This is a genomic window from Tabrizicola sp., from assembly GCF_051645465.1.
Taxonomy (GTDB): Bacteria; Pseudomonadota; Alphaproteobacteria; order Rhodobacterales; family Rhodobacteraceae; genus Tabrizicola.
The window spans coordinates 1-25,945 of record NZ_JBOFBI010000327.1; the positions used below are offsets into that span (position 1 = coordinate 1).

The 25,945-nt window shown below is 65.1% G+C and carries 25 protein-coding genes, 1 tRNA gene and 1 riboswitch; of the genes, 6 read left to right on the top strand and 20 right to left on the bottom strand.

Annotated features, from left to right (window positions below):
- Positions 1–114 precede the first annotated feature (114 nt).
- The 4 genes from ACRCSW_RS21065 to ACRCSW_RS21080 are packed head-to-tail and all read left to right on the top strand — an operon-like array spanning position 115 to position 4,206.
- A complete protein-coding gene (locus ACRCSW_RS21065; RefSeq protein WP_438707615.1) occupies positions 115–1,005 on the top strand; it encodes an ABC transporter permease in 891 nt (296 codons plus the stop codon).
- Positions 1,002–1,808 (top strand): ABC transporter permease, encoded by an 807-nt coding sequence (locus ACRCSW_RS21070; protein WP_438707616.1) that lies wholly within the window; start codon positions 1,002–1,004, stop codon positions 1,806–1,808. Before ACRCSW_RS21065 ends, ACRCSW_RS21070 begins: the two co-directional genes overlap by 4 nt.
- Entirely contained in the window at positions 1,808–2,872 is a 1,065-nt protein-coding gene (locus tag ACRCSW_RS21075; protein ID WP_438707617.1) for an ABC transporter ATP-binding protein, read from the top strand. Before ACRCSW_RS21070 ends, ACRCSW_RS21075 begins: the two co-directional genes overlap by 1 nt.
- Positions 2,869–4,206 carry a CehA/McbA family metallohydrolase gene (locus ACRCSW_RS21080; RefSeq protein ID WP_438707618.1) on the top strand — a complete coding sequence of 446 codons (1,338 nt, stop codon included), beginning with the start codon at positions 2,869–2,871 and terminating at the stop codon, positions 4,204–4,206. Before ACRCSW_RS21075 ends, ACRCSW_RS21080 begins: the two co-directional genes overlap by 4 nt.
- Before the next feature lie 9 nt (positions 4,207–4,215).
- Here ACRCSW_RS21080 and ACRCSW_RS21085 read toward each other — a convergent pair whose 3' ends face one another.
- From ACRCSW_RS21085 to ACRCSW_RS21145, 13 genes are all read right to left on the bottom strand, one after another.
- Positions 4,216–5,106: a glycerophosphodiester phosphodiesterase gene (locus ACRCSW_RS21085; protein ID WP_438707619.1), complete on the bottom strand. Its 891-nt coding sequence runs from the start codon at positions 5,104–5,106 to the stop codon at positions 4,216–4,218.
- A 422-nt stretch (positions 5,107–5,528) separates the two neighbouring features.
- Positions 5,529–6,755, bottom strand: a complete 1,227-nt coding sequence (locus ACRCSW_RS21090; RefSeq protein ID WP_438707620.1) for an alpha-D-ribose 1-methylphosphonate 5-triphosphate diphosphatase — start codon at positions 6,753–6,755, stop codon at positions 5,529–5,531.
- Positions 6,752–7,405, bottom strand: a complete 654-nt coding sequence (locus tag ACRCSW_RS21095) for a class I SAM-dependent methyltransferase (RefSeq protein ID WP_438707621.1) — start codon at positions 7,403–7,405, stop codon at positions 6,752–6,754. The genes ACRCSW_RS21090 and ACRCSW_RS21095 overlap by 4 nt, the downstream gene beginning before the upstream one ends.
- Before the next feature lie 11 nt (positions 7,406–7,416).
- Positions 7,417–8,217, bottom strand: a complete 801-nt coding sequence (phnE, locus tag ACRCSW_RS21100) for a phosphonate ABC transporter, permease protein PhnE (protein WP_438707622.1) — start codon at positions 8,215–8,217, stop codon at positions 7,417–7,419.
- Positions 8,214–9,023 carry a phosphonate ABC transporter ATP-binding protein gene (locus ACRCSW_RS21105; RefSeq protein WP_438707623.1) on the bottom strand — a complete coding sequence of 270 codons (810 nt, stop codon included), beginning with the start codon at positions 9,021–9,023 and terminating at the stop codon, positions 8,214–8,216. Before ACRCSW_RS21105 ends, phnE begins: the two co-directional genes overlap by 4 nt.
- Positions 9,024–9,030: 7 nt before the next feature.
- On the bottom strand, positions 9,031–9,906 hold the full coding sequence (locus tag ACRCSW_RS21110; protein ID WP_438707624.1) for a PhnD/SsuA/transferrin family substrate-binding protein: 876 nt from the start codon (positions 9,904–9,906) through the stop codon (positions 9,031–9,033).
- A 282-nt stretch (positions 9,907–10,188) separates the two neighbouring features.
- On the bottom strand, positions 10,189–11,910 hold the full coding sequence (locus tag ACRCSW_RS21115; protein WP_438707625.1) for a Na/Pi cotransporter family protein: 1,722 nt from the start codon (positions 11,908–11,910) through the stop codon (positions 10,189–10,191).
- 38 nt (positions 11,911–11,948) lie between these two features.
- Positions 11,949–13,076 (bottom strand): phosphate ABC transporter substrate-binding protein PstS, encoded by a 1,128-nt coding sequence (gene pstS, locus ACRCSW_RS21120; RefSeq protein WP_438707626.1) that lies wholly within the window; start codon positions 13,074–13,076, stop codon positions 11,949–11,951.
- 539 nt (positions 13,077–13,615) lie between these two features.
- Positions 13,616–13,691, bottom strand: a tRNA-Ala gene (locus tag ACRCSW_RS21125).
- 60 nt (positions 13,692–13,751) lie between these two features.
- Complete coding sequence (gene trxC / locus ACRCSW_RS21130; RefSeq protein WP_438707627.1) at positions 13,752–14,198, bottom strand: thioredoxin TrxC; 447 nt, start codon at positions 14,196–14,198, stop codon at positions 13,752–13,754.
- Positions 14,199–14,264: 66 nt separating this feature from the next.
- On the bottom strand, positions 14,265–14,582 hold the full coding sequence (locus ACRCSW_RS21135; protein WP_438707628.1) for a DUF3775 domain-containing protein: 318 nt from the start codon (positions 14,580–14,582) through the stop codon (positions 14,265–14,267).
- A gap of 60 nt (positions 14,583–14,642) precedes the next feature.
- Entirely contained in the window at positions 14,643–14,966 is a 324-nt protein-coding gene (locus ACRCSW_RS21140) for an AzlD domain-containing protein (RefSeq protein ID WP_438707629.1), read from the bottom strand.
- Entirely contained in the window at positions 14,963–15,649 is a 687-nt protein-coding gene (locus tag ACRCSW_RS21145) for an AzlC family ABC transporter permease (RefSeq protein WP_438707630.1), read from the bottom strand. The genes ACRCSW_RS21140 and ACRCSW_RS21145 overlap by 4 nt, the downstream gene beginning before the upstream one ends.
- Positions 15,650–15,778: 129 nt before the next feature.
- Between ACRCSW_RS21145 and ACRCSW_RS21150 the strand changes: the two genes are divergently transcribed.
- On the top strand, positions 15,779–16,438 hold the full coding sequence (locus ACRCSW_RS21150) for a hypothetical protein (RefSeq protein ID WP_438707631.1): 660 nt from the start codon (positions 15,779–15,781) through the stop codon (positions 16,436–16,438).
- A gap of 85 nt (positions 16,439–16,523) precedes the next feature.
- Here ACRCSW_RS21150 and gcvP read toward each other — a convergent pair whose 3' ends face one another.
- The 7 genes from gcvP to ACRCSW_RS21185 all read right to left on the bottom strand — a co-directional run bounded on the left by gcvP (position 16,524) and on the right by ACRCSW_RS21185 (position 25,362).
- Positions 16,524–19,361 carry an aminomethyl-transferring glycine dehydrogenase gene (gene gcvP, locus ACRCSW_RS21155; protein WP_438707632.1) on the bottom strand — a complete coding sequence of 946 codons (2,838 nt, stop codon included), beginning with the start codon at positions 19,359–19,361 and terminating at the stop codon, positions 16,524–16,526.
- A gap of 82 nt (positions 19,362–19,443) precedes the next feature.
- A complete protein-coding gene (gcvH, locus tag ACRCSW_RS21160) occupies positions 19,444–19,803 on the bottom strand; it encodes a glycine cleavage system protein GcvH (RefSeq protein ID WP_438707633.1) in 360 nt (119 codons plus the stop codon).
- A gap of 9 nt (positions 19,804–19,812) precedes the next feature.
- On the bottom strand, positions 19,813–20,931 hold the full coding sequence (gene gcvT, locus ACRCSW_RS21165) for a glycine cleavage system aminomethyltransferase GcvT (protein ID WP_438707634.1): 1,119 nt from the start codon (positions 20,929–20,931) through the stop codon (positions 19,813–19,815).
- Positions 20,932–21,086: 155 nt separating this feature from the next.
- Positions 21,087–21,186, bottom strand: a riboswitch (glycine riboswitch).
- Positions 21,187–21,340: 154 nt separating this feature from the next.
- Positions 21,341–21,931, bottom strand: coding sequence for an AAA family ATPase (locus ACRCSW_RS21170; RefSeq protein WP_438707635.1), 591 nt, complete (start codon positions 21,929–21,931; stop codon positions 21,341–21,343).
- A gap of 21 nt (positions 21,932–21,952) precedes the next feature.
- Entirely contained in the window at positions 21,953–23,371 is a 1,419-nt protein-coding gene (locus ACRCSW_RS21175; protein ID WP_438707636.1) for an MATE family efflux transporter, read from the bottom strand.
- Between the two features lie 98 nt (positions 23,372–23,469).
- Positions 23,470–24,795, bottom strand: coding sequence for a glutamate--tRNA ligase (gltX, locus tag ACRCSW_RS21180; RefSeq protein ID WP_438707637.1), 1,326 nt, complete (start codon positions 24,793–24,795; stop codon positions 23,470–23,472).
- Between the two features lie 135 nt (positions 24,796–24,930).
- Positions 24,931–25,362, bottom strand: coding sequence for a DUF1801 domain-containing protein (locus ACRCSW_RS21185; RefSeq protein WP_438707638.1), 432 nt, complete (start codon positions 25,360–25,362; stop codon positions 24,931–24,933).
- 87 nt (positions 25,363–25,449) lie between these two features.
- Between ACRCSW_RS21185 and ACRCSW_RS21190 the strand changes: the two genes are divergently transcribed.
- Positions 25,450–25,860 carry a metallopeptidase family protein gene (locus ACRCSW_RS21190; protein WP_438707639.1) on the top strand — a complete coding sequence of 137 codons (411 nt, stop codon included), beginning with the start codon at positions 25,450–25,452 and terminating at the stop codon, positions 25,858–25,860.
- The last annotated feature ends 85 nt before the right edge of the window (positions 25,861–25,945 follow it).

Below are 25,945 nucleotides of genomic sequence, written 5' to 3' on the forward strand. Positions count from 1 at the left end.
CGAATACATCGACGTGATCCCGGTTTCGATCCCGACCTTTCCGGCGGGCGACTGGCAGAATGCCATGAATGACGGCTGGTACAAGAACGTGGCGACCAACCTGACGCGCGACTGATGGTCAGCGAACTTTCAGGTCCCGTGCAAAGGCCACTGCGCGGGACCGGAAGCGGAGCGGCCGAAGGCCTGGCAGGACTTGCGCTTGTGGCGGCTCCGGTGGTGCTTCTGTGCGCGCTGGTCCTGATACCGACGGCCTACCTGATCGGCGGCACTTTCCGTGTCGAGGCGGACGGCGTGACGTCGCTTGGCCTCGACCGCTACGCCGCGTTCTTTGCCGATGGCTACAGCGTGGCGAACTTGCGCTTCACGGTGATCCTGACACTGGTCAGCACGGTATCGGTGCTGATTCTGTCCCTTGGCATCGCACTTTACCTGCGGTTTTCGACCGGACGGATTGCGACCGTGGTGCAGGCGCTGTCTCTGTTCCCGCTCTTCGTGCCCGCGATCATCATTTCCTATGCCTTGGTCCGGTTCCTCGGCCCGAACGGGCTTTTGCAACTGCTGCTGGAGCAAGTCGGCATCACCGGCTACCGCACGCCCTATCTGACGCCCGTCGGACCCTACATCGCCTTCATCTGGGAAAACCTGCCGCTGCCGGTGCTGGTGCTGACCGCCGGGCTGACACAGGTTTCCGACCACGCAGTGGAAGCGGCGCGCGATCTTGGCGCGGGGGCATTGCGCATCCTGACGGAAATCCTGCTGCCGCAACTCGTGCGGTCCCTGGTGATCGCCTTTGCGCTGGTCTTTCTGTTGATCGTCGGCAGCTATACCATCCCTTTCCTTCTAGGCCCTCCGGCACCGGAGATGATGGGGGTCTACATCGCCCGCACAATGGGCAACCTGCAGCGCCCCGACGAGGCGGCGGTGCAGTCGGTTCTGCTGCTTGCGGTCGCAGCGGTGGTCGGCGTCATCTACATCGTCACGATGGCGCGGGGGGCGCGGGCATGACGCGGCGTTCCCTGCCATTCGGCGGCCTCTTGATCGCACTGGCCATGGTTCTGATGATGCTCGGTCCGATCCTGACCGTCGTGATCTGGGCTTTTGCTGAGAAGTGGCGCTACCCCAGCCTCTTGCCGACCGAATGGGGCCTCAGGTTCTGGGGCGAGATGCTGTCGCGGGAAACCGTGGTCACGCCGATCCTGACCTCGCTCGCCATCACCTCCATCTCGGCCACGCTGGCCGCGCTCATCTGCTGGCCCGCCGCCTACGCCTTTGCGCGGCTGAGCTTTCCGGGCAGGCAGCTCCTCCTGTTCTCGTTCCTCGCCGCCAATGCCGTCCCGAAATTCGCGCTCTTCGTGGCCATCGCGACGGTGTTTCTGCAGCTTGGGCTGGTCGGCACGATCACGGGCGTCGTCATCGTCCAGATGCTGTCGGCCGTCCTCTTCATGATCTGGATCCCCACGGCGGCGTTCCGCGGCATCCCACCGGCACTGGAGGAGGCCGCCTTCGACCTCGGCGCATCGCGGTTCAGGGTATTCCTCAAGATCACCGTGCCGCAGGCCCTGCCCGCGCTCGCCGCGTCCTATGTGCTTGGCTTCGTCACCATCCTCTTCGAGGTGGAAGCCGCCCTCCTGGTCGGCGCGCCGACGGTCACGACGATGCCGCTCCTTTTGCTGCAGCTCTCCACGCAGGTCGTCGTCCAATACGCGGCGGTCCTCTGCGTCATGATCTGGGCGCCGTGTTTCGTTCTCTTGCTCCTGACCCGGCGTTTCATGAACGCGAGGGGCATCGCACAGGGGTTCGGTGCGTGATGCTGAAGATCGAGCGCCTGTCGAAAACCTTCGGAACCGCCCGCGCCGTCGATGCCGCCACGTTCGACGTGGCCCAAGGCGAGCTTGTCTGCCTGCTCGGCCCCTCCGGCTGCGGGAAATCCACGCTTCTGCGGATGATCTCTGGGCTGGCCGACAGCGATGACGGGCAGGTCATGATCGAAGGCCAGGACATGACGCGGGTTCCCGCGAACCGGCGTCCGACGGCGATGGTGTTCCAGTCGCATGCCCTGTGGAACCACATGACCGTCGCGCAGAACGTGGCCTTCGGCCTCAGGGTGCGTGGTCTGCCCAACGCTGAAATCGCCGCGAAGGTTGCCGCCGCGCTCGATCTTGTCGGCCTTGCCGGTTTCGGCAAACGGCGTCCGGCGGACCTGTCGGGCGGCCAGGCGCAGCGGGTGGCACTGGCGCGCTGTCTGGTGGTGGAGCCGAAAGTCCTGTTGATGGACGAGCCGTTCTCCGCCCTCGACGCGCATCTGCGCAAGAACCTGCGGGAAGAGCTGAAGGCCCTGCAGCACCGCCTCGGCCTCACGATCATCTTCGTGACCCACGATCAGGAAGAGGCGATGGAACTGGCCGACCGGATCGCAGTGATGGACGCCGGCCGGATCGAACAGATCGGCGCGCCGGACGCGCTCTACATGGAGCCGCGGACCCTGACGGTCGCCCGCTTCATCGGCACGATGAACATAGGCGAGGCTTTGATCGAGAAGGGCCGGGCGAATTGGTACGGGGCGGAGGTGACGACCCGCTGTCCGGATGGCCCCGCGACGATCCTGTGTCGGCCCGAGGACTTCGAGGTTTCCGCCACCGGCATCGAGACGACCGTCACCCGGGTCATTGATCTCGGGCCGGTCCTTCGGGTGCATGTCGTCACCGCGGGCGGCGCGGGGCTCATCTGGCTCTGCCCGCGCAGCGTGGCCCCGACTGCCGGTGCCCACATCCGCCTGACGCCCCGGCATCTGCACGTCTATCGCGACGGCCAGCGCGTCGGCACGGCGGCCCCTCTGCCGGTTGCCGTCGAACGGAAGAGGACACCGGCATGACGCTTACGTTCAAGGGCATCCTGACCGAAGCGGACCACAAGTCGCACATCCCGGTCGGCTTTGACGTCCCGAAAGGCGTCACCCGGCTGTCGGGTCGGTTCACGGCAACACCGGAACGTTCGCAAGGCACGCTCTTCGACAACCTGATCTCGCTCAGCCTCTTCGGCCCACGCGGCGCGCGCGGGGCGCGGCACAACAACCCCGAGATGGATTTCGTGATCGACGCCGGTGCGGCCACCCCCGGCTATGTCGCCGGTGTCATCGAGCCGGGACGCTGGACCGTTTTCATGGACACGTTCCGTGTTATTGGCCCTGACCCCGTGCAGTGGCGGCTCGACATCGAATTTGACATCGGTCCGGTCGAAAGTGCTACCAGGCGCGCGCCCTATCGGCCCGCCCCACGTGGGCCCGGCTGGTATCGGGGCGATCTCCATGCCCACAGCTGGCATTCGGATGCATCCTGGGACATCCCCGATCTGGTCGCCTGGGCGCGGGCAAACCGGCTCGATTTCGTCACGCTGACCGACCACAACACCGTCTCGGGTCACGATGAGGTCCTGTCGCTGGGCAGCGATGACCTGCTGACGATGGGCGGGGTGGAACTGACGACACACCACGGCCATGCGCTGTCGTTGGGCCACCGCGACTGGCAGGAATGGCGCACCGGTCCCGTCACCGGGCGGACCATGCCGATGATTGCTGAAGAAGTGATGGCAAAGGGCAACCTCTTCGTCATCGCGCATCCGATGTCCGAGGGCGACCCGGCGTGCACTGGTTGCCGGTGGGAGTACCCCGACATGATGCCCGGCCCGGCCGGGATCGTGGAGATATGGAACGGCGGGCCGTGGTCGGACTACAACGAAGAAGGGCTGGCGCTTTACCGTCGCTGGCTGGGTCAGGGTCATCGCCTGATGGCCACCGCCGGGTCGGATATCCACGGGCCGGAAGGCTATGATGTCGCCAACGGTTTCAACAACGTCGCGGCAGAAGACAGGACCGAGGCGGCGATCCTTGCCGCAGTCCGGGCCGGGCGCAACTACCTGTCATCCGGGCCGACGCTGATCCTGTCGGCCGAGACGGCATCGGGCGAGGCCATCCCGATGGGAGGCGAGGTCCAAAGGACCGGTCGTGCCGATGTTCAATGGACCATCGGCGAAACGCCCCTGACGCTGCGCTTTGTAGGCCCAAAGGGCGTTCTGCAAGAGCATACTCTGGAAGCTCACGCATCGGGACGCACGGTTCTGTCGGAGCTGCCGGAGACCTTCCTCATGGCAGAACTGCGCGACGCGAATGGCATCCTGCACGCCGTCACCAACCCGATCTTCGTCGTCTGACCGGACACCTCAGAGCGACTTCGCCAGTATCTGAAGCCCAGCCGGATCATCCGTCGTGATCTGATCCACCCCAAGATCGAGCAACCGCCGCAGCACCGGGCCATCCGCCCGTTCCATCGTCCAGGCATCGACCGGCTTGCCTGCCGCGTGGAAGGCGGCAACCATATCGAAGCCGCGCGCGTCCGCGGCCAGCACCAGCGGGATCGCCAGATAGATCATCTCGGCCGCAGGGCTCTCCGCCAGCGCATCCGACACAAACCCCGCGAAATCGCCGGTCCGGCGCAGCACGTCGATTCGCGCGTCGTCACAAGGATCATGGCCGACAAGAACACTCGGGGCCGCAGCCGCCAGCATCGCCACGGTCTCCGCATCGCCCGACGACAGGATCACCCGCGCATTCATCGCCAGGACCGCCTTGCGGAAAGCCGCGATGTCCGCCGGTGTCAGTGCATCCGCCCCGGTCTTCAGATCAAGCTGCAACAGGGCGTCCGCGTGTGCCCCAGCACGCGCCACCAATGCCGCAAGATCGTCCAGCAGCATCAGCGGCTGATCCGTCGGATGACCATCATTGTCGCGCAGGACCAGCCCCCGCAGCACCTCGCGCGATGCCCGATCCACCGGCCCGCTGCCGGTTGTTTCGCGGTCGAGACGGTCGTCATGCAGTATCGCGAAACCGCCACCGGCGATGCGGTTGATGTCCACCTCGATGCTCGCCCCACAGCGCAGCCCTTCGACGATACGTGCGCCGGTGAAGGCGGTGTCCGTCGCATGCTTGCGGGCGCGGTGCCACTTCAGGGCGACGCGCCTGCCATGCCTGTCAATGAAGCACGCATCCGCCATCGATCGGTCGCTATCGCGTTGACCAAGCTGCTGCCGAAAGACCGCAGAAACGCAACACATTCATGACGCTCCGACGTGGCTGAAATCATTGTTTGAACGCCCTGTCAGAATTGCAGCGGTGCGCTCAGCGTGCTTCCAAACTGACCTCCCAAGACTGACCAACTCGCGCTTTGGATCTGTCAGGTGCTTTTCTGAAGCGGCAATGCATCGATTTCACAAACGTTTCTGCGCCAAGCATAGATGACCGCCGTTGGGAGGCGGTCGAACGCAACCGGATGACCACTTTGGGCCGGTTAGCCAAAACCGCGCGCAGTGAGCATCGCCCCCAGGCGCACGACCCCCGCGCTTTTCTCGAAAGGGTGGAAGTGTACGCTTCGGGTTTGCCGACCTTGGCCGTCTCAAGGACGCCTTCTTTTCCCAGGCCGCCACGATCGCCTAAAGGCAATTTCCTTGGCGCCACCAAGCATCCAGTTTGTTGATCTTCATCCTGCCGATGGCATTGCGGAATAGGCGCAGCGCCCGGCGACCCAGGTCTGGCGGATGGCCGGCAGGTTCCCCTCGGGCCAATCGACAACGACAAGGTCCGCGCGCAGGCCAACAGCAATAGTCCCGCGATCCGACAAGCCGGAGGCGTGGGCAGGGGCGGCTGCCACCAGCGGCCAGAGCGCCTCAAGCGGGGCAACATCATCGGCGCGCAAGCGGGCGATGGCGGCAAGCATGGCGGGGTAATAGTAGTCCGAGGCAAGGATGTCGCAAAGGCCGGCGCGGATCATGTCGGCGGCAGCGATGGACCCGAGGTGGCTGCCCCCGCGTGCGGCGTTGGGGGCGCCAAGCACGATGTGGTCGCCGCCGGCGCGGGCAAAGTCGGCCGTGCGCCGGTTCATCGGAAATTCGGTGATCCGTGCCCCCCGCTCGCGGAAATAGGTGCGGGTTTCTTCCTGGCTGTCGTCGTGGCTGAGCATTGGGGCCCCGACGGCACGACCCTTGGCGGCGACATCGTCGATCCAGGCCGGCACCTGCGGGCGGCGCTGCCAGACGGTGCGGATCAGCTCGACGAAATCGCCGGTCGACATATGCGAGCGCTTCGCGCGTTCGCCCATCTTGGCGGCAAAGGCGGGGCTGTCCATATTGGTGACCGGAAAGGCCGGGTCATGGTCAAAGGGCCGATCCTGCAGGGCGGTTTCGGGATGCAGCAGCGCCATGCTGGTGTGGTCGTTGAACGCGATGGACGGGGTCAGCGGTCCGGCCAGCGCCGCCTCGATCAGGGGGATCGCCTCGATGCAGAACGTCTCCCACCGAAGCTGCAGGCGGTTCTCGACGGTGAGGCGCTTTGCCAGCCGGTCCAGCGTGTCGTGCACCTGCCAGCCGGTCTCGACCGAGCGGAGGCCGGGCTCCCACCCCAGCGTCAGGGCGTGGTAGGCGGTGGCGATCCCGTTGGCGGCAAGCTGGCGGTCGGTTTCAAGAAAGGCGGCCTCGGTCGGCACGGTGACGCCGGGGCGCGGCATGATCTGGCGCTCGAACGCATCGCCATGGATGTCCACCAGCGCAGGGGCAAGGATCAATCCCGAAGCGTCGATCACCCGCGCGCCGTCGCGGGGGGCGTCAAGGCCCGTGATGTGCCCGTCGGCGATGCGAACCGAGGTCTGAGCGATCTTGCCGGGCAGGATGACGGAAGCGCCTTCGAAGATCACTGGATCGCCGGTCGTCATGCAAGCCGCTCCGCCAGAAGATGCCAGTGCCACGAGCCCGGCGTATCGTGGATTTGGTCGTGAAGGGAAAGCACCTCGAACCCTGAAAACAGCGAAAGAAGGTCGCGGGCGTTGCAGAAGTAGTGGGGATGAACCTTGTCGCCGGTTCCGTCGAAGACCCAGGTGTTGCGCGAGATTTCGGTGCCTTTGGCTTTGGTTTGCTCCACCGGCAAGCGGCGGGCGGACAACATCGTGCCCATGAACGTACCGCCGGGTTTAAGGACGCGGGCGATTTCGGCGATAGTCCGGGACACGACCGTCTCGTCGCCGTGGTAGATCACGTTCCAGGACAGGACATGGTCAAAGCAGGCGTCGCCAAAGGGCAACGAGGTCATCAGGCCCTGATGCAGGTCGATCTCCAACCCCCCGGCCCCTGCGCGGATCGCCGCCAGAGATTCCGGAGCGGCGTCCAGGGCCGAGACCCTGAACCCCATCCGCGCCAGGGCAAGCGTGTGCCGTCCGATCCCGGCGCCAAGGTCCAGGATGCGCGCGCGGGGCGGCAGGTTTTCGGCATGTGCCAGAACCTCCGGCTCGGGCCGCGCCCATTTCGAGCCGGCGTCGGCCGTTGCCCATTGGGCGTTCCAGTATTGGTGCGCCGTATCGGTTGTCATCTTCCGGCCTTTCAGATGAGTTTGGAGCGGATCCAGCTGCTGCCTTGCTCTACCGCGATGACAAGGATCAGAAGCATCAGGATGATGGTCAGCGCTTCGTCATAGTTGAAAAGGTCAAAGGCGACCTTGAGATCGACCCCGATGCCCCCCGCTCCGACCAGACCAAGCGCCGCCGAGCCGCGCACGGATTTCTCCAGTGCGAAAAGCGAGGTCGCGGTGAAGGACGGCAGGCACGCGGGAAAGACGGCGGAGAAGATGATGCCCATGCGGCTGGCCCCGATGGCGCGGAGCGCGTCCTGTGGGCCGGTGTCGGCCTCTTCCATGGCTTCGGCAAAGAAGCGGCCCGCAAAGCCGATCTTGTCGATCATCAGGGCCAGCACCCCGGCGGCGGGGCCGAGGCCAACAACGATAATGAAGAAGATCGCCCACACGAGGTCGGGGACGGTGCGGAAGAAGGCGATCAGGCCTCTGGCGACGATCTTGATGATGGGGTGCGGCGACAGGCGATCAGTGGCGAGGATCGCGAAGGGGACCGCGAAGACGAGGCCAAGAGCGGCCCCCGCGACGGCCATCTGCAGCGTCTCCAGGAGCTTCCAGGCGATGTGATCGACCCGGGACAGGTCCGGCGGGAACATCTGCGCGAGGAACCCCGAGGGCGCGACCAGCCGCGCCAGCCCGCGCTGAAGACTGTCGAGCGGCGGCGCGGTGTTGGCGATCGAGGTGACCACAAGCGCGATGACGATGACGATCCCCACGTACTCCGTCAGCGAGCGGTGCTGGAACCGGGGCGGGGCGGGAACGGCCTGGCTCATGGCGCGGCCTCGGTCGGCTTGTCGAAGAACCGGCGGAGCTTGACGGGGTCCGCCCTGGCGGTGGCCACATCCAGCGTAACCTGCCCGCCGGCGAGCCCGATGATGCGGTCGGAAAACGCAATCGTGTGCTCCAGCCGGTGCGAGATCACGAGCAGCGTCAGGCCGTCCTGCCGCGCAAGGTCAGAGAGCAGCCGCATCACATCTTCGCCCGACTGCGGATCAAGACTGGCGTCGGGCTCATCGGCCAGCACGAATTCGGGCCGCTGCATCAGCATGCGGGCAATGGCGACACGCTGCTGCTGGCCACCCGACAGGCTGTCCACCCGCTGCAGAGCCTTATCAGCAAGCCCGACGCGGTCGAGGCAGGCCATCGCCTCGGCCCGGACGGCGGCAGGGGCCGCCCATTGCCACCAGCTTCGCGGGCCGCTCATCCGCGACTGCACGCCGTGGAGCACGTTGGACAGGGCCGAAATCCGCGGGACCAGGTTGTGCTTTTGCCAGACCACGCCGATCCGCGACCGGAACCGGCGCAGCTCACCGGCGTTCAACCCGCCCACGTCCTGCCCCAGCATCTCGATCCGCCCCGATGTCGGATCGGTAAGCCGGATGAGGCATTTCAGAAGCGTCGACTTGCCAGACCCGTTGGCCCCGATCACTGCCAGCGACACTCCGGCATAGGCCGTGAAGCTCACGCCCTGCAGGATGATCGGGCCGCCATAGGATTTCACCAGGTCCGACACATGCAAGACAGGCCCCACCGCGGTGGAGCCTGCCGTGACGACGCCCGCGGTTTGCGGGACGTTCATTCCGGGATCACTCGAGGAAGGCCAGGAACTCGGTCACACCGACGTTTTCATACATCTTGCGCACCTGGTCATAGTCGGCATCGGTGACATCCGGGGTGAACCCGCCGCCAAGGAACTTGGCGTTGTTCTCCTGCGAGGTCACGGCTGCCAGAAGCTCCGGCCCATGTTCGGCAAAGGCTTTGCGGACGGTTTCGATGACTTCCGGCCTGACGGTGGGCGAGGCGAGAAGCACGTCATTCGGCAGGTCTGGTCCCTTGACCAGCACGCGGAACTTCTGGTCAGGGAACTTCTCGGTGATCGAGTCGATATGGGTGCGGTTGAGGCCGATGGCGGAAATCTCGCCTTTGATCAGGGCCTCGACGGCGACATTGCGGTTCAGGAACACTGGTTCATAATCGGTCGCATAGACCAGTCCACCTTCAGCCAGAAGCGTCGCCGGAGCCAGGTGTTGCGAGGTCGAGCCGATCTCGCCGAACGAGATTTTCTTGCCCTTCAGGTCGGCCACCGACTGCTCGGGCGAACCATCAAGCACAACGATGTTGGAATAATAGTCAGGGCGGTTCCAGGTGACGACGGGGATGGCCTTCATGCGGGCGTTGAACACGACATACTCGGCCGGACCAGTCAGCACGAAATCGACCTGCTCGGCGGCCATAGCTTCAACCGCCACGGTGCGCCCGGAAACGGCGAAGAACTCTACCTTGAGGCCCGAAACCTTCTCGAACGCGTCCTTGAACGGGCCCATATCGGCCTGAAGCGCCTCCATCCCGTCGATGTCGGTCACAGCAAAGCGGATCGTCTCCTGCGCGGCGGCCACGGTTGCGGTCAATACCGACGCAAACATGGTTGCCGCGACAAGGCCGACTTTGAGCAGTCTGTTCATGGTCGTTTCTCCTTTGCACACATCTGATGCAGCACTAGTGAGAACGCGTAACGCAGCAATGACATCCGAAGAGGCCGGACCGAGACGAACTCCATCAAACCTGTCGGTGTAGAGTTAGGTCTTGCGCCCGTCGGCCGGCGCAGAGTCGATTTCGCCGCGACGAGAGCGAGCGGCTGCTTTGGACCAAAACCAACTCGGCCCGAAAGCCTGCGGAGGGCCGCAACCGCCAATCTCCATACCGCTATCGCCGCAAATCCTGAACTGGTGTCGAAGACCAGCAGGTCACTCAGCCGGAGCCAGATCACCCATAGACGACCCGTCCGACCGTTTGATCCCGGTTTGGTCGCCGGGCCGCACGCGGATGCCGCTGCGGTCGACCGACGCGCGTTCGGAGATGATCCGGTCGATCAAACCCTCGGCCCGCTCGACCGAACCCAAGAGCGCCAGCAGCGCACCCTTTTCGCCTGCCGCGACCTCGCTTGTCTGCAGGGCCTGCCAGCGCAACTCCTCGAACCCCAGGGCGACGCTGTGACCGGCGGGCATCCGTGGCTGCATCGCGGGGTCGAAAAGCACCCGGTTCATCGACTGGTCCAAGCGCTCCAGCCCCTGACCAAGCACCTTGCGGGCGGCGTCCGAGAAAGGTTCGCGCTTCACCCGGCGCGCGATCTGGTAAAGCGACTCGGACAAAGCCGAAGTGAAGTCCACCTCTTCGATCAGCGAGGCGACGAGGTCCAGCTGATCCCGGGACAACCCGTCCTGGAAGAGCTGCGACTGGAAGGCGCGGATCTCACGGCTGAGGACATCAGTTGCGGCCCGATGTTCGCCGGGGTCTTTGGGCGCCCCCGGCTTGCCCCTGGCGATATCCAGGAAGACGGCCCCGGCGCGCAGGTGACGCTGGGCTTCCTGCTGAACGGCCGGAAGGGCTGCGTCAAAGTCGGCGACCAGTTTCTTGTCCAGGAAGCGCGGGATCGAATAGTCCTCGATATCGTCCGCCTTGCTGTGGCCGACGCGGCTCAGGAACCGCTCGAACGTGTTGACGAAGGGGAAGAGGATCAACAGGTTGAAGATGTTGAAGACGATCGAGAAGGCGCCCACGGCAATCGGCACGCCAGGGAAGGTTTCCTGCCCGTCGACGATGACGGCGGCACCCGGATCGATCCCCCAGTTGGCAAGGGCCAGCTTGAGCGCCCAGATCGCCGGGAAGAACAGCGCCAGCACCACGGTCACGCCGATGAAGTTGAAGCTGATATGGGCGTAGGCCGCGCGCTTGGCGTTCTTTGACAGGTTCAGCGAGGCCATCCACGAGGTGATCGTGGTGCCAAGGTCGGCACCGACGGCGAAGGCGATGGCGGTTTCCCAGGAGAGGATACCAGAAGCGCCGAGGCCCATGACGATGCCGATGGTGGCGGAGGACGAGTGGATCAGCGCGGTGATCAGCGCGGCCAGAAGGACGCACATGACCACGCCACCAAAGGTGCTGGCGTCCAGCGACTGGATGACCTCAAGCACTTCGGGCATCTTGCGAAGGGGCTTAAGACCGCCGGTCATCAGGTTCAGACCGTAGAAGATCAGCGAAAAGCCCATCGCGGCGAGCGAGAAGTTGCGGAGCCGGTCGGATTTGGCGAAGCAATAGACCGTGGCGAAAATCCCCCCGAAGAGGAGGCCCAGCGGTCCCAGCGGCAAGGCGATCAGCCCGTTGCCCAGCGTGGTGCCGACGTTCGCGCCCATGATCACCGAGATTGCCGATCGGAGCCCCAAGACGCCTGCGTTCACCAGTCCTACCGTCATGACAGTCATCGCGGTCGAAGACTGGATGATGCCGGTGATGACGGTTCCGGCGATCACGCCCTTGACCGGCGTCCCGGCCATCTTGGCCAGCCATTCGCGCATCTTGTTGACCGACAGGGCTTGAATGCCGCTGGCCATGAACTCAAGGCCCAGCAGGAAGATGCCCAAGCCCCCAATCACGGGAGCGATGATCTCTTTGAACAGATCGACTTCCACGGTCACACCTCAGATTGAAGGCTTACGCCGGTTCAGATTCAGGATTTCGGTTTGAAGGCAGTGGCCCAATGGGCCTCGACCTCTGCGACGACCTCGGTCGGAAGAGCGACATAGCCAAGCGCGTCGGCCTGACGGGGGGCTTCGACGTAGAAATAGCGGAAGAAGTTCAGGGCGCGGTCGTTCTGCGCGGTATTCTGGTCGCGCCGCATGACGACAAAGACGGTTGCGGTCATGGGCCAGTCGCCGCCTGAAGACGCGACCGCAGTGGAGATGCCGCCGCTTGCCGTCCAGAACCCTGCACCGACGGCGGCCCGGATGGTCTGCGGCTTTGGCTCGACGACCTCGCCGGCACCGTTCACGAGGTTCACGATGTCAAGGCCAGCGCGGCCGGCCTGTCCCACTTCTGCATAGCCAATGGCGCCCGGCGTCGCGTCCACCGCCGCGATGATCCCACGGCTGCCCTCGGCAGCTTCGCCCACGGGCCACTTTACCTGTGCAGCCTGGCCCATCGTCCAGTCCGCGCTCCGCGCAAGGTAGCCGGTAAAGGTCCAGGTCGTGCCCGAACCATCCCCCCGATACCGCACTGCAATGGGCAGATCGGGGAGTGCGACATCGGGGTTCAGCGCCGCAATGGCCGGGTCGGACCAGGTCGTGATCTTGCCCACGAAGATTGCCGCCAGCGTGTCCGCATCCAGCGTCAGCGCCTTACCGGCAAGGTCAAGGTTGGCAACCGGAGCCGCCGCGCCGTTGATCAGCGGGAACTGCACCAGGCCGCGCTCTTCCAGATCCTTGGCCGAAACCGGAACTTCGGTCGCGGCGAAGGTCACCGCCGGATCGGCCAGCCGCACCAGCCCGCCAATCGATCCGACCGGATCATAGTCAAGCGCGGTGGCCCCGGCGGTCCAGTCGCCACTTTGGCCTTCTTGGCTGACAACATCCACTCGGTCGGCCGCCAGATAGCTTTGGTAGGACGTCGAGACGCGCTGCAGGATCGGGTTCACGAGTGTCGAACCCGCGCCCGAGACCCGGCCCTCTTCGTTGGTGCCTGCGGTCGCGAAAACCAGAAGTCCGATGCCAAGGAACATGATGGAAGCAACAGCGAACCGTCTGCCGATGCTCCAAGGCTGGGCCACGACAGCAACACCGTCGTCTTGCGAAGCAAGCATTTGCGGCCCTCCCCGGATGGCCGCCCGCACTGGGCAACTGTTGTTTTGGGTAAGGGTTAAGTACCACTCTTTTGTGACAGGCCGTGATTGACCGTGATTTCAGTACTGCTGGATAGTCACAGAATTGCGGATCGGCGGCGTTGGCAAACAGGGTTGCACATGGTGTGTTGATCGTACGTCAAGCTGGTATCTGCTATGGATTCCAGCCTGGCACGACACTTGATGGCCGAACCAGCGCCAACCAGACCGTTGCAATCAGGCGGGGTCCATATACATCCACCTCATCCGATAGGGGCCGTTCGGTACTTCCTGCACTAGCCCCGGCAACTATGTCCGGTCAGCTGCTCAGGAACGGCGGCCAGCCTCGTAGCCGATCCAATGAGGGCGAGGCTCAGGAAGCTCGTTGCCATGCCGTCGAGTCGAGGGGGCTTCCCTTCTCAGTCGGCGCATAGTCCCAAGTCGCGATGATGGGAGGAGTGCTGGCAACAGATGCAAGGTATAGAGCTTATCTATTGTAAACAATATTCTAGCGCGGTCATTGGTGGAGCAGAGGGGGATCGAACCCCTGACCTCGTCATTGCGAACGACGCGCTCTCCCAACTGAGCTACTGCCCCGATGACCTAGGGCGGTTGTCTCGCCCATCATGCGGGTGTTGTCAAGTTTGCCGGGCGCGCTTAGCCGCCGGTGTGCTGGCGGACGAAGGCGACGATTTCGGCGGCGGGGCGGGCTCCGGCAAGGCGCGCCAGTTCGCGGCCGCCCCGGTACAGGATCAGCGCCGGGATGCCCCGGATGCCGGCACGGACGGCGATTTCGGGGTGGTCCTCGGTGTTCAGCTTCATCAGCCGCGCCGCGGGGGCCAGGGTCTTCGCAGCTTTGGCGAATTCCGGGGCCATCATCCGGCAGGGGCCGCACCAGGGCGCCCAGTAGTCGACAAGGACCGGCAGACCATCACCGCGCGTGATCTTGTCATGGGTCGACGCGTCCAGTTCGGCCACCTGCCCATCCAGAAGCAAGGTCCCGCAGATCCCGCACTTCGGCCCTTCAGAAAGCCGGGCCACGGGCACCCGGTTCGCCTGCCCGCAGGTCGGGCAGGTCAGCTTGACAGCTTCGGTTACAGCCATCACTCACCTCACGTTCCGCTTTACGCGCAGATGTGTATGGCCAGGCCGCTGCGCAAGGTTCCGAACCTAGAGGAAATCCTCTTCCTCACCCGCGACGTCCACCCCCAGAGCATCGAGGCCCGCCTCCAGGTTCTCGGCCAGATGCGGCATGCCGATCAGGTAGTCCGACGTTGGCGTTGTCGCCTCGGAGGTCGCGGTGGCCACGGCCTCGTCGAAATCCTCGGGCTCGAACGCGCCCCGGCCGACCCAGGCCACCGCCGTAAGCTGGGCCTTCTCGTCATCGTTCAGCCCGTCGATAAAGGCGTGCAGCTCGGTACTGCCGACCGAGCCTTCGCGGGCAAGGAAGATCACGTGGACCACTGTCTGCGGATTGATCTCTAGCATGGCCGGACTTTGCTCTTTCAAGCATGGTCGCCCAAGCGTGCCCGTGGCGCAAGCGCCATCTCAGGCCATGAGCCAGACGGTTGCGGCATGCGCTGCGGCCCCTGCGAGCGTGGCCAGGACGACCGAGCGGGACGGGAAGTACACGCCCACCACCGCAACCGTTCCGATGATCACCGGCAGAAGCCGGGCAAGGTCGGGCGAGAGGGCGGGCAGGATCGCGGCGACGAAAAGGGTGGCAATCGCGGCGGGGCCGGTGGCCGACAGGAACCGCTCAAGCCAGCCACCTGCAGCCAGACGGTCCGTCCTGGCAATCACCGGCAGGGCGCGGAAGGCCCAGTTCGCGGCCCCAGCCAGCAGGGCCACGGTCAGAAGCTCCCAGTTCATCGGCGGATAAGCCCCGTCATCGCCCCGGCGAGCATGCCCAGAAGAATGCCGCTGGTGCCACTGATCACGATAGTGCCGACGACCGTCACCACGCCCGCAACGGCGATCACCGGCAGCTGACGGCGGCTGAGGATGGACAGGAGCAGCGCCAGGAACAGCGCAGGCAGCATGAAACCAAGACCGGCGCTGAGCGCGGGCCAGCCCTCAAGCGCTCCACCACCCGCAACCGCGCCGACCGCCGTGCCCGCAAGCCAGCTGGCATAGGCCCCAAGCCCAAGGCCGAACATGTGCGCTTCAGAGAACTTCTGCCCCCGCGCCAGCGACCCAAGCGCCTGACCGAAGACCTCATCCGTCAGCCCGAAGGCCCAGGCCCAAGCATGCCGCGCCGACGCCTCGCGCCCGGCTTCCCGCATCAGCGCCGGGCCGTAAAGCACGTGCCGCAGGTTCATGGCGATCAGCGTAAAGGCCGAAACCAGGACCGGCGCACCGGATGTCAGAAGCGCAAGCGCCAGGAATTGCGAGGCCCCGGCATAGATGATCAGCGACAGAAGAAGCGCCTCCGGCGCCGAAAAACCCGCCCTGGTGGCCGCCACGCCGAAGGAAAATGCGATCGGGAAATAGCCCATCACGATGGGCAGGCTAGCGACAAGTCCGTCAAGAAAAGGGGGCCGGGTCGGGGTCATCCGGCGCAGGGCTAGCGCGGCGGCCTTGCCCGGTCAATGGCCCGCGCTGCGCCTTCTGGAAAGCCTGACTTGATTGCGAAACCGTTCCATTGTCATTCTGGTGTGAAGAAAACTGCTCAGGATCCACCCATGCGCGTTCTTGCTCTTGCCTCGGCCCTGTTGGCCACCACAGCCCTTTCCCCCGCTCTGGCCCAGGAAATCCCCGGGTCGCAATTCGAGTCCGGCAACTGGGTCGGCGGCGCCTACACGGACAACCGGGGGGCGTTCTCGTACTGCTACACCTCGGTCAGCTATGTGAACGGCCAGCAGCTCTGGATCGGCCTTTACCCGAACGACACGCTGTCGATCCTTCTGTCGCAACCCGGCATCACCTTCCAGCCCGGCCAGCAGTTCGAGCTTTGGGTGATGATGGAAACCGGCCTGCCTGCCATCGGCAACGGTGAGGCCTGGGACGCGAACTATGGCGGGATCACCTACGACGGGGTCCAGGCGACGATCGATTTCCTGAACAGCGGCCGGTACCTGCGGATGCTCGGCATGGGCATCGACGACGGGTTCGATATCGATGGCGTCACGCCGGCCCTCGCGATGGCGCAGGACTGCCTGGCGAAGCGGGGCGGCGAAGGCGTGGGCGGCAAGATCATCGGAAGCAACCCGGGCACGGAAAAGGCGCCGCCGAAAGTGCCCGACCTGACCAAGCCCAAGACCAGCGGCGTAGGTTCAGGCGGCGGCCTTGGCACCCGCCCCGGCGGCGCGCTTGGAACACCGGCGCCGAGGCCCACGCCGTAAGTCCGGCCACCGACACAATATGTCATGAGCCAAATTTCTTGAGTAAGAAATTTGCCAAGATCCTTAAGGAAGGATCTTGGGCAGCTTACTCCGCCGCCTCCATGTAGCTTTCGACCGGCGGGCAGGTGCAGATGAGGTTGCGGTCGCCATAGACGTTGTCGACCCGCCCAACTGGAGGCCAGTACTTGTCGACCCGGAAGGCACCGGGAGGGAAGCACCCGGCCTCGCGGCTGTACTTGCGGTTCCACTCGCCCACCAGGGCGGCCACGGTGTGCGGAGCGTGGCGGAGGGGCGATTCCTCCGACGAAATCTCCCCCCGCTCCACAGCCGCAATCTCCTCGCGGATCGAAAGGAGCGCGGTGATGAAGCGGTCGATCTCGGCCTTGGTTTCGCTTTCGGTGGGCTCCACCATCAGCGTGCCCGCCACCGGCCAGCTCATCGTGGGCGCGTGGAAGCCGTTGTCGATCAAGCGCTTGGCGATGTCGTCGACCGTGACGCCCACCTCGGCGAAGGGGCGGGTGTCGAGGATGCACTCATGCGCGACGCGGCCCTTGTTGCCCATGAAGAGGATCGGGTAGTGGCCGGAAAGCCGCGCCGCGATGTAGTTCGCGTTTAGGATCGCCACGCGCGTGGCCTGCGTCAGCCCCGGCCCGCCCATCATCAGGCAATAGGCCCAGCTGATGAGGAGGATCGACGCCGACCCGTAGGGTGCCGCGGAAACCGTCCCGTCGCCCCCCGTCTCCGGGTGCCCCGGCAGATGCGGCGCGAGGTGGGCCTTGACGCCGATCGGCCCCATCCCCGGCCCTCCGCCGCCATGCGGAATGGCAAAGGTCTTGTGCAGGTTCAGGTGGCTGACATCGCCCCCGATCTCGCCCGGCTTCACCAGGCCGACCAGCGCGTTCATGTTGGCGCCGTCGATATAGACCTGCCCGCCGTGGTCGTGGGTGATCTTGCAGATGTCGCTGACCGTCTCCTCAAAGACGCCATGGGTTGAGGGGTAGGTGATCATGCAGGCCGCAAGCCTTGCGCCCGCCTCGACCGCCTTCGCGCGGAAATCCTCGACATCCACGTCCCCGTTCGGCGCGGACTTCACGACCACCACCTCCATCCCCGCCATCTGGGCCGAGGCCGGGTTGGTGCCATGCGCCGAAACCGGGATCAGGCAGACCTTCCGGTCATGGTCGCCCCGCGCCCGGTGATAGGCGAGGATCGTCAACAGCCCCGCATATTCCCCCTGTGCCCCGGAATTCGGCTGCATCGACATCGCATCATAGCCGGTGATCTCGCAAAGCTTCGCCGAGAGGTCGGTGATCGCCTCGGTATAGCCCGCCGCCTGATCGCGTGGGGCAAAGGGGTGAAGCGAGCCGAACTCCGGCCAGGTGATCGGCATCATCTCGGCCGCTGCATTCAGCTTCATTGTGCAGGAACCAAGCGGGATCATCGCCCGGTCCAGCGCCAGGTCGCGGTCCGAGAGGCGGCGCATGTAGCGCATCATCTCGGATTCCGCCCGGTTCATGTGGAAGACCGGATGGGTCAGATAATCGGTCGTCCGGAGCATCTCTTCCGGGAAGCCCAGCGACGACCGGTGCGGCGGCACTCCGTCGATCCCGAAGGCCTTGAGGATGCGGATCAGGACCTTGAGGTCCGTCGTCTCGTCCAGGCTGATCCCGACGCGGTCCAACCCGATCTTGCGGAAGTTCAACCCCTCGGCCCTTGCGGCCGCAAGGATGCCCGCCTGACCAACGCCGACCTCGACCGTGATCGTGTCGAAGAACGCCTTCGGAGACACCTTCGCCCCCGCCGCCTTCAGGGCCCGCGCCAGCCGCTGGGTCAGGAAATGCACCCGCTCGGCAATCGCCCGAAGGCCCTTCGGCCCATGGAAGACCGCATACATGCTCGCCATCACAGCCAGCAAAGCCTGCGCCGTGCAGACGTTCGACGTGGCCTTCTCGCGCCGGATATGCTGCTCGCGGGTCTGCAGCGACAGCCGGTACGCCTTGCCGCCCTGCGCGTCGATCGAAACGCCCACGATCCGCCCCGGCATCTGCCGCTTGTGCGCGTCCTTCACCGCCATGAAGGCCGCATGCGGCCCGCCATAGCCCATCGGCACCCCGAAGCGCTGCGAAGAGCCGATGGCGATATCCGCCCCCATCGCGCCAGGCTCCTTCAGCATGCAAAGCGCGAGCAGATCGGTCGCCATTACGGCAACCGCTCCCGCCGCATGCAGCGCAGCGATCTCGGCGGTGAAGTCCCGCACATGCCCATAGCTGCCCGGATACTGGAAGATCGCGCCGAAGACCTTCGACGGGTCCAAGCTCTCGACCACGTCCTCAATGATCTCGATCCCCAGGGGCAGCGCGCGGGTCTTGATGACCGCAATCGTCTGCGGATGACAGAACCGATCCACGAAGAACGCGCGCGCCTTCGACTTCGCCACCCGTTCGGCCATCGTCATCGCCTCGGCCGCCGCTGTCGCTTCGTCCAAAAGAGAGGCGTTGGCCACATCGAGGCCGGTCAAGTCACAGACCATGGTCTGGAAGTTCAGCAACGCCTCAAGCCGACCTTGCGCGATCTCCGGCTGATAGGGCGTGTAGGCCGTATACCAGGCCGGGTTCTCCAGGATGTTGCGCTGGATCGCGGGCGGGGTCACCGTGCCATAGTAGCCCTGCCCGATGAGCTGGGTCATGACCCGGTTCTTCTGGCTGACCTCACTCATCTTCGCGAGAAGCTCGTGCTCGGCAAGCGGCGCCCAGGTCAGGGGCTTTGTCTGCCGGATCGAGGGCGGAACGGTCTGATCGATCAGCTCGTCAAGCGACCGGACGCCGACAGCGGTCAGCATCTCGGCCATCTCCGCAGGCGAAGGGCCGATATGGCGGCGGTTGGCGAAGTCGTAGGGGTTGTAGTCGGTGGGCGTGAAGGTCATGGCGCTCCGTCCTGTGCAACCGGACCTCGGGTTTTCGTCGAAAACCCGAAAATCCGATTTTTCGCAGAAAAATCGTGTCTGGTCAGCCGATCAGGTCCTGATACTCGTCCTCGTCCATGAACTGGTCCAGCACGCCCAGATCATCGACCCGCAGCTTGAAGAACCAGGCGGCCCCCGTCGGGTCCTCGTTCACCAGGCCAGGGTTGTCGACAAGCTTCGTGTTCACCGCGACGATCTCGCCGTCGATCGGGGCCAGGATGTCGGAGGCCGCCTTGACGCTTTCGATCACGCAGACCTCGTCGCCCTCGGCAACTTGCGTCTCGGTCTCGGGCAGTTCCACGAAAACCACGTCGCCCAGCTGGGTCGCCGCGTGTTCGGTGATGCCGACTACGACAAGGTCACCCTCGACGCGCAGCCATTCATGTTCCTTGGTATACTTCATCGTCTCGCCTCAACGCTTGTAGCTGGTGGGATGGAAAGGAAGATCGCTTACAGTCAGGGGCAGCCGCTTGCCGCGCAGCTCGCCGTTCAGCGCGGTGCCGGTGACCGCGAAATGGGTCGTAACGTAGCCCATCGCAATGGGGGCTGCCACCGAAGGCCCGAACCCACCCGAGGTGACGCGGCCGACCGGCCCACCATCGGACGCGAAAAGCTCCACCCCCTCACGCATCGGCGCCCGGCCTTCGGGGCAGAGGCCCACGCGCAGCCGCTCCGGCCCCTCGGCCAATTCCCGCAAGATACGCGCGGCACCGGGAAAGCCACCTTCCCGAGCGCCACCGGCCCGGCGGGCCCTCTGGATCGCCCAGGCGAGGTTCGCCTCGACCGGACTCGTGCCCTCATCGATGTCGTGGCCATAGAGACAAAGCCCCGCCTCCAGCCGCAACGAGTCACGCGCGCCAAGGCCGATGGGAGCGACCCCCGGCTCTGCCAGAAGCTTCCGCGCGAACGCCTCGGCCTGCCCTTCGGAGACCGAAATCTCAAACCCGTCCTCACCGGTATAGCCCGAGCGCGACACCCAGATGTCGCCGACCACCCGGTGATCCATGACCCGCATCGCGCTGACTGCCGGCACCAAAGCCCCCAGCGCCGCCTCTGCCCCCGGCCCCTGCAGCGCCAGCAGCGCCCGGTCGGCCGCGGGCTCCACCGACACCCCCGACATTCCCGCCGCCATATGCGCAATGTCCGCCGTCTTGCACGCCGCATTCACGACGACATAAAGATGATCCCCGCGGTTTGTGAACATAAGGTCATCAAGGATGCCGCCAGCTTCGTTGGTGAAAAGCCCATAGCGCTGACGTCCCTCGGCCAGGCCCAGCACATCGACAGGCATCAAGCCCTCAAAGGCAAGCTTCAGGTCCTCCATCGACCCTTTCGGCCGCAGGATCACCTGACCCATATGGGAAACATCGAAAAGCCCCGCCGCCGCACGGGTATGGAGATGCTCTTTCAGCACCCCGTCCGGATACTGCACCGGCATCCGGTACCCCGCGAAGGGCACCATCTTGCCGCCCAGCTCCTCGTGCAGGGCATCAAGCCCCAGCCGCAGAAGCCCGTCCTCCAGGTCGGCCATCGCCGCCCTCCCTCATTCCGGCCGGAGCATACCGGCATCGCCCGGGCAGGCCAATCCCACCCTCTCGATGCCCCCTCTGTCCCTGCACGTCACGTGCGCCTGAGATCGTTATCCCTTCGGCGTCCCGGTTTTACCAGGAACTCTCCAGAGTGTCGTTGTCAGCTACGGTCCCTTGCGCCTGAGAGTTTACCGGGGCGGTTGCTCCTTCGGCACCGATGGGCCATGAGGCCCGCCGGATTCTCCCGAACCTGACGCGTCTTGGTTAGCCCATCGGCCCCGTCTGCGGCAAGGGAAAATCGGAATACGACGGTATGCGAGGCGAGGGTGACCACATTCGACCAGGGAGAAGTGACCGGGGATATGGTTCGCGCTGTGGAAGCAGCGGGCATGACCATCAGCACACCCCAAGCTATCGAGAAAGCGAGTTCAGAACGAAATCGAGACGTTCCCCGACCGGTGCCTTTGGGAGCTGGCGAACCTCATAGTTCAGACGAAAAAGGGCAGCCTCCAATCGCGCAAATTCTTGAAGCGCTTCAGCAAATCCGTGACGACGTTCTTCGTCATTTTCATACAACTCTGGCCACGGCGGCGCGAGAAAGACTGGATCAGCGTAGGGCTTCAAGCCGCCCAAGGTATCCTCGATCGGGATCCCTCGAATGTGACACAGAGCGACCGCCGCATCGATCAGCCCTCGGTCGAAAAACACGAAACCATGCGCGGCGCCCGCTGAGATCAGATCGGATCTCGACATGGCAACTGCGCGCCGCGCGAACGCGGCCGGGTCGATCCAGGGAAGCGCAGCGCCACCACTGGCTATTTCCTCGGCGACAATCCGGCGGCCAGGCTCGGGCACAACGGCATGCCCGGCAGATCGCAAAGCGGAAAGAAGCGTTGATTTTCCGGCGCCCGAGCAACCGGTTATAAGAATGAATCTCGGGATTCCGACCTCCATAACAGGCAAGCGACGGAAGCTCTCTGTCAACGACTCGGAGCAATTCATTCTGCGCGGCAGCGCGGCGCCTCACGCCCGCCGTTCGCCGGGGCTGGCCACTGCCTCGGCTTCGGGCGCATGCACCGGTTCGGGCACCGGCCGCCCGCGCGTCGGCTGAACCGCTGGCGCGGCAATGGCCATCAGCGCCAGCCAGGCCGCGGCGAGGCCAAAGATCACACCGCCCAAAGCCTGCCCGATCAGCACCCCCTCAGCCCCCCAGACCCCGCCCAGCCAGATCGCCAGCGGGATCGTCCCGACTGTATGCCGCCCCCAGTTCACCACCGTCGACCAGAACGGCCGCCCAAGGTTGTTGCAGACAGCATTCGCGACGAAGATCACGCCGTTGAAGAACCACAAAAGCGCCAGCGGCCCGCAGAAGAGATAGACGAGATCGCGCGTCAGCCCCTCGGCGTTGAACGCATCGGCAATAGGCCCGCGAAGCACGAAGAGCACCGCCGAGACCAGAACGATCACCAGCCCCGTAAAGATCAGCCCGTCAAGGAAAGCGCGCTTGACCCGGTCCATCCGCCCCGCCCCGAAGTTCTGCCCGATGATCGGCCCCATCGCCCCGGACAGCGCAAAGATCACCCCGAAAGCCACCGGTGTCAGACGCCCGGCAATCGCCATGCCCGCGACGGCCGCCTCGCCATAGGCCGATGTTGCGCGGGTGATGAACGCCTGGCCCACCGGCGTTGCCACCTGGGTCAGGATCGCCGGCAGCGCGATCCCCCAGATCGGCCCCATGTCGGCCACGACCTGCCCTGCCGTAGGCCGGTCGAACCCGCCGTATTTCTTCAGGATCGGCTGCAGCGCCATCACCGCGATCACCACGCGCGCCACGACGCTGGCCAGCGCCGCCCCGGTCAGCTCCCAGCCAAGGCCGAAGATCAGGATCGGGTCCAGCGCCGCCGTTACCAGGGCACCCCAGACCGTCGCCATCATCGCGGCGCGCGCATCGCCGTGGCTGCGCAGAATGGCACCGCCGATCATCCCGACCATCAGCAAAGGCTGCGAGGGCGTGACAATCGCCAAGAAATGAACAGCCAGCTCCGCCGTCTCACCGGTCGCGCCCAGAAGCGCTACCAACGGTCCAAGCGCAAGCCAGACCACCGCCGCGAAGAGCGAGCCGAAGACAAAGCCGATGATAAGCCCCGTCGTCGCCCGCGCTTTGGCAAGCACCGGGTCCCGAGCCCCAAGGGCGCGCGCCACCAGGGCACCGACGGCGATCGACATACCGATCCCGAAACTGGTGGTGAAGAACAGGATCGCGCCCGCATAGCCGATCGCCGCCGCCAGCTCGGCCCGCCCCAGCATGGCAATGTAAAGCATGTTGATCAGGTCGACGACAAACACCGCCATCAGCCCGACCGACGAGGTCAGCGCCATCACCGACACATGCCGGAAAAGGTTCCCCTCGACAAACTTCGCCTGCCCGCCCGGTCCCGCCATTTGCACCTCCTGCGCAAAATCGCGCCTGTGCATTCTTTGTCCTCAAATATCCCGCGGGGGTCCGGGGGGCGCGAAGCCCCCGGGGACCAGCCGCAAGCTCAGACCGTCGGCACCTTGCGCAGAAGCGGCATCACATCCGCCATCTCCGGCCCCGCATCCCGCCCCGTCAGCGCCCGGCGCAGCGGCCGGAACAGGTCCTTGCCCTTGCGCCCCGTTGCTTCCTTCACAACCGAGGTCCACTCGCCCCAGGTGCCCTGCGTCCAGGGCTTCGCGGGCAGCATCGCCAGCGCCTTGGCCACGAATTCCCGGTCGGCCTCGTCCACGACCGGCTCGGCCCCATCGCGGAAGAGCGCCCACCATTCGGCAAGATCGGCCAGCACCGTGATGTTGCCCTTGGCCACCGCCCAGAACGCCTCGGCCTCCGCGTCCGGCACGCCCAGCGCCGCGATCCGCTCGCGCACCGCCGCAAAGGGCAGCCCCTGCACATGGTGTCGGGTCAGGGGGAACAGATCCTCCGGGTCGAACTTCGTCGGCGCCGCACCGAACGAGCTCACATCGAACCCCTCGATCAGCTCCTCCATCGACCCCGCCAGCTCTACCGGCTTCGACGACCCAAGCCGCGCCATCATCGACAGCAGCGCCATCGGCTCCACCCCCCGTGCCCGCAAGTCGCGCAGCGACAAGGTGCCGAACCGCTTGGAGAGCTTCTCGTCCTCGGCGCCCGTCAGCATGCTGTGATGGGCAAAGGCTGGCGGGCGGCCGCCCAAAGCCCCCATGATCTGGATCTGCGTCGCCGTGTTCGTCACATGGTCCGCCCCGCGCACGATGAAAGTCACCCCCATGTCGATGTCATCGACCGAGGATGCGAACGTATAAAGCACCTGCCCGTCCGCCCGGATCAGCACCGGATCGCTCACCGACGCCGCATCGATCGAGATCGGGCCGAGGATGCCGTCCGTCCATTCGATACGGTTCTGGTTCAAAAGGAACCGCCAATACCCCTCGCGCCCCTCGGCCCGCATCGCCGCGCGCTCCGCCTCGGTCAGGTTCAGCGAGGTCCGGTCGTAGACCGGCGGTCGCCCCATGTTCAAAAGCTTCTTGCGCTTCAGGTCCAGCTCGGTGGGCGTCTCGAAACACTCATAGAACCGCCCCGCCGCACGCAGCGTGTCTGCCGCCTCCCGGTAGCGCTCCATCCGCAGGGACTGCTTCTCCACCCGGTCCCAATGCAGCCCCAGCCACTCGAGGTCAGCCTTGATCCCGTCGGCATATTCCTCTTTCGACCGCTCCTGATCGGTATCGTCCAGCCGCAGGATGAACTGGCCGCCATTCTTTCGGGCGATCAGATAGTTCATCAGCGCGGTGCGCAGGTTGCCCACATGAATCCAGCCAGTGGGCGAGGGGGCGAAGCGGGTAACGGTAGACATGGGACAGGCTCCTTCAGGCGACCTTCCCTGTCACATGACCCCGCCTTTGTCCAGTTTGCGCCGTCGCCGATCCCGTCCGCGGCAGCGCCTTCGGGCGGGGCTCGATGCCCTGCCCGAAGGCTCCCCGTTTCAGGATCAGACCGGATGGACCGTCCAGCGCGTGGCCAGGTCCGCCAACCCCGCCCGGATCAGCTCTTCCAGAACCACCGCGTCCACCCGGTCCAGATGCTTGACGTAAAGACAGGACTTCCCCGTCCGATGCGGCCCAAGCCGCGCAAGGATCGGGCCGAAATCGGCATATCCCGGCAGGATGTAGATCGACAACTCCGCCTTCCGCGGCGAAAACCCGGTGGCCAGGCTCTCTCCGCCGTGCCCGCTGTCATACCGATACTCATAGCGCCCGAAGCCCACCATCGACGGCCCCCAGAGCCGCGGCTCCCAGCCCGTCACTCGCCCGAAAAGGCCGATCAGCCGCTCGGCCTCAGCCCTCCGCTCCGCACTTTCCACTCCCGCCAGAAAGGCCGCCCGGTCCAGAGGCGCACTTTTCGTCTTCCGCTCCTTCGCCATCCCAACCTCCCGTCCTTCCATGATCCTACCACATCTGCGGCCCCATCGCCCCTTCCCCCCGCAGACCCGACTTCCTATCTTCGCGTCATGACCAATCCCGCGCCCGCCAGCCTCGCCCCGACCCTCGGTTTCATCGAAGAGCTCGCCCATGAAGCGATCTCGACCCTGCCCGAGCCTTTCCGCATACCGGCGACCCACGTCCGGCTTCGGGTCGAGGATTTCCCGGACGACGAGATGCTGGAGGAGCTGGGCGTCGAAGACAGCTTCGAGCTCACCGGCCTTTACGACGGCATTCCGCTGACCGAGAAGTCCACCTCCGACCAGGTCACGCGCCCCGATGTCATCTGGCTTTTCCGCCGCCCGATCCTGGACGAATGGGCCGAGCGCGGCGATGTCTCGATCAGCGAGCTTGTGTCCCACGTAGTGATTCACGAGCTGGCCCATCACTTCGGCTGGACCGACGACCAGATCGCCGCGATAGACCGCTGGTGGGAATAGCACCGGCTTTGGTCTCTGGCGCACAACTGCTGTGCAGCGCCGCACGGCATCTGACACGGCCGTGACCTGCCGCCACGTCAGGTCG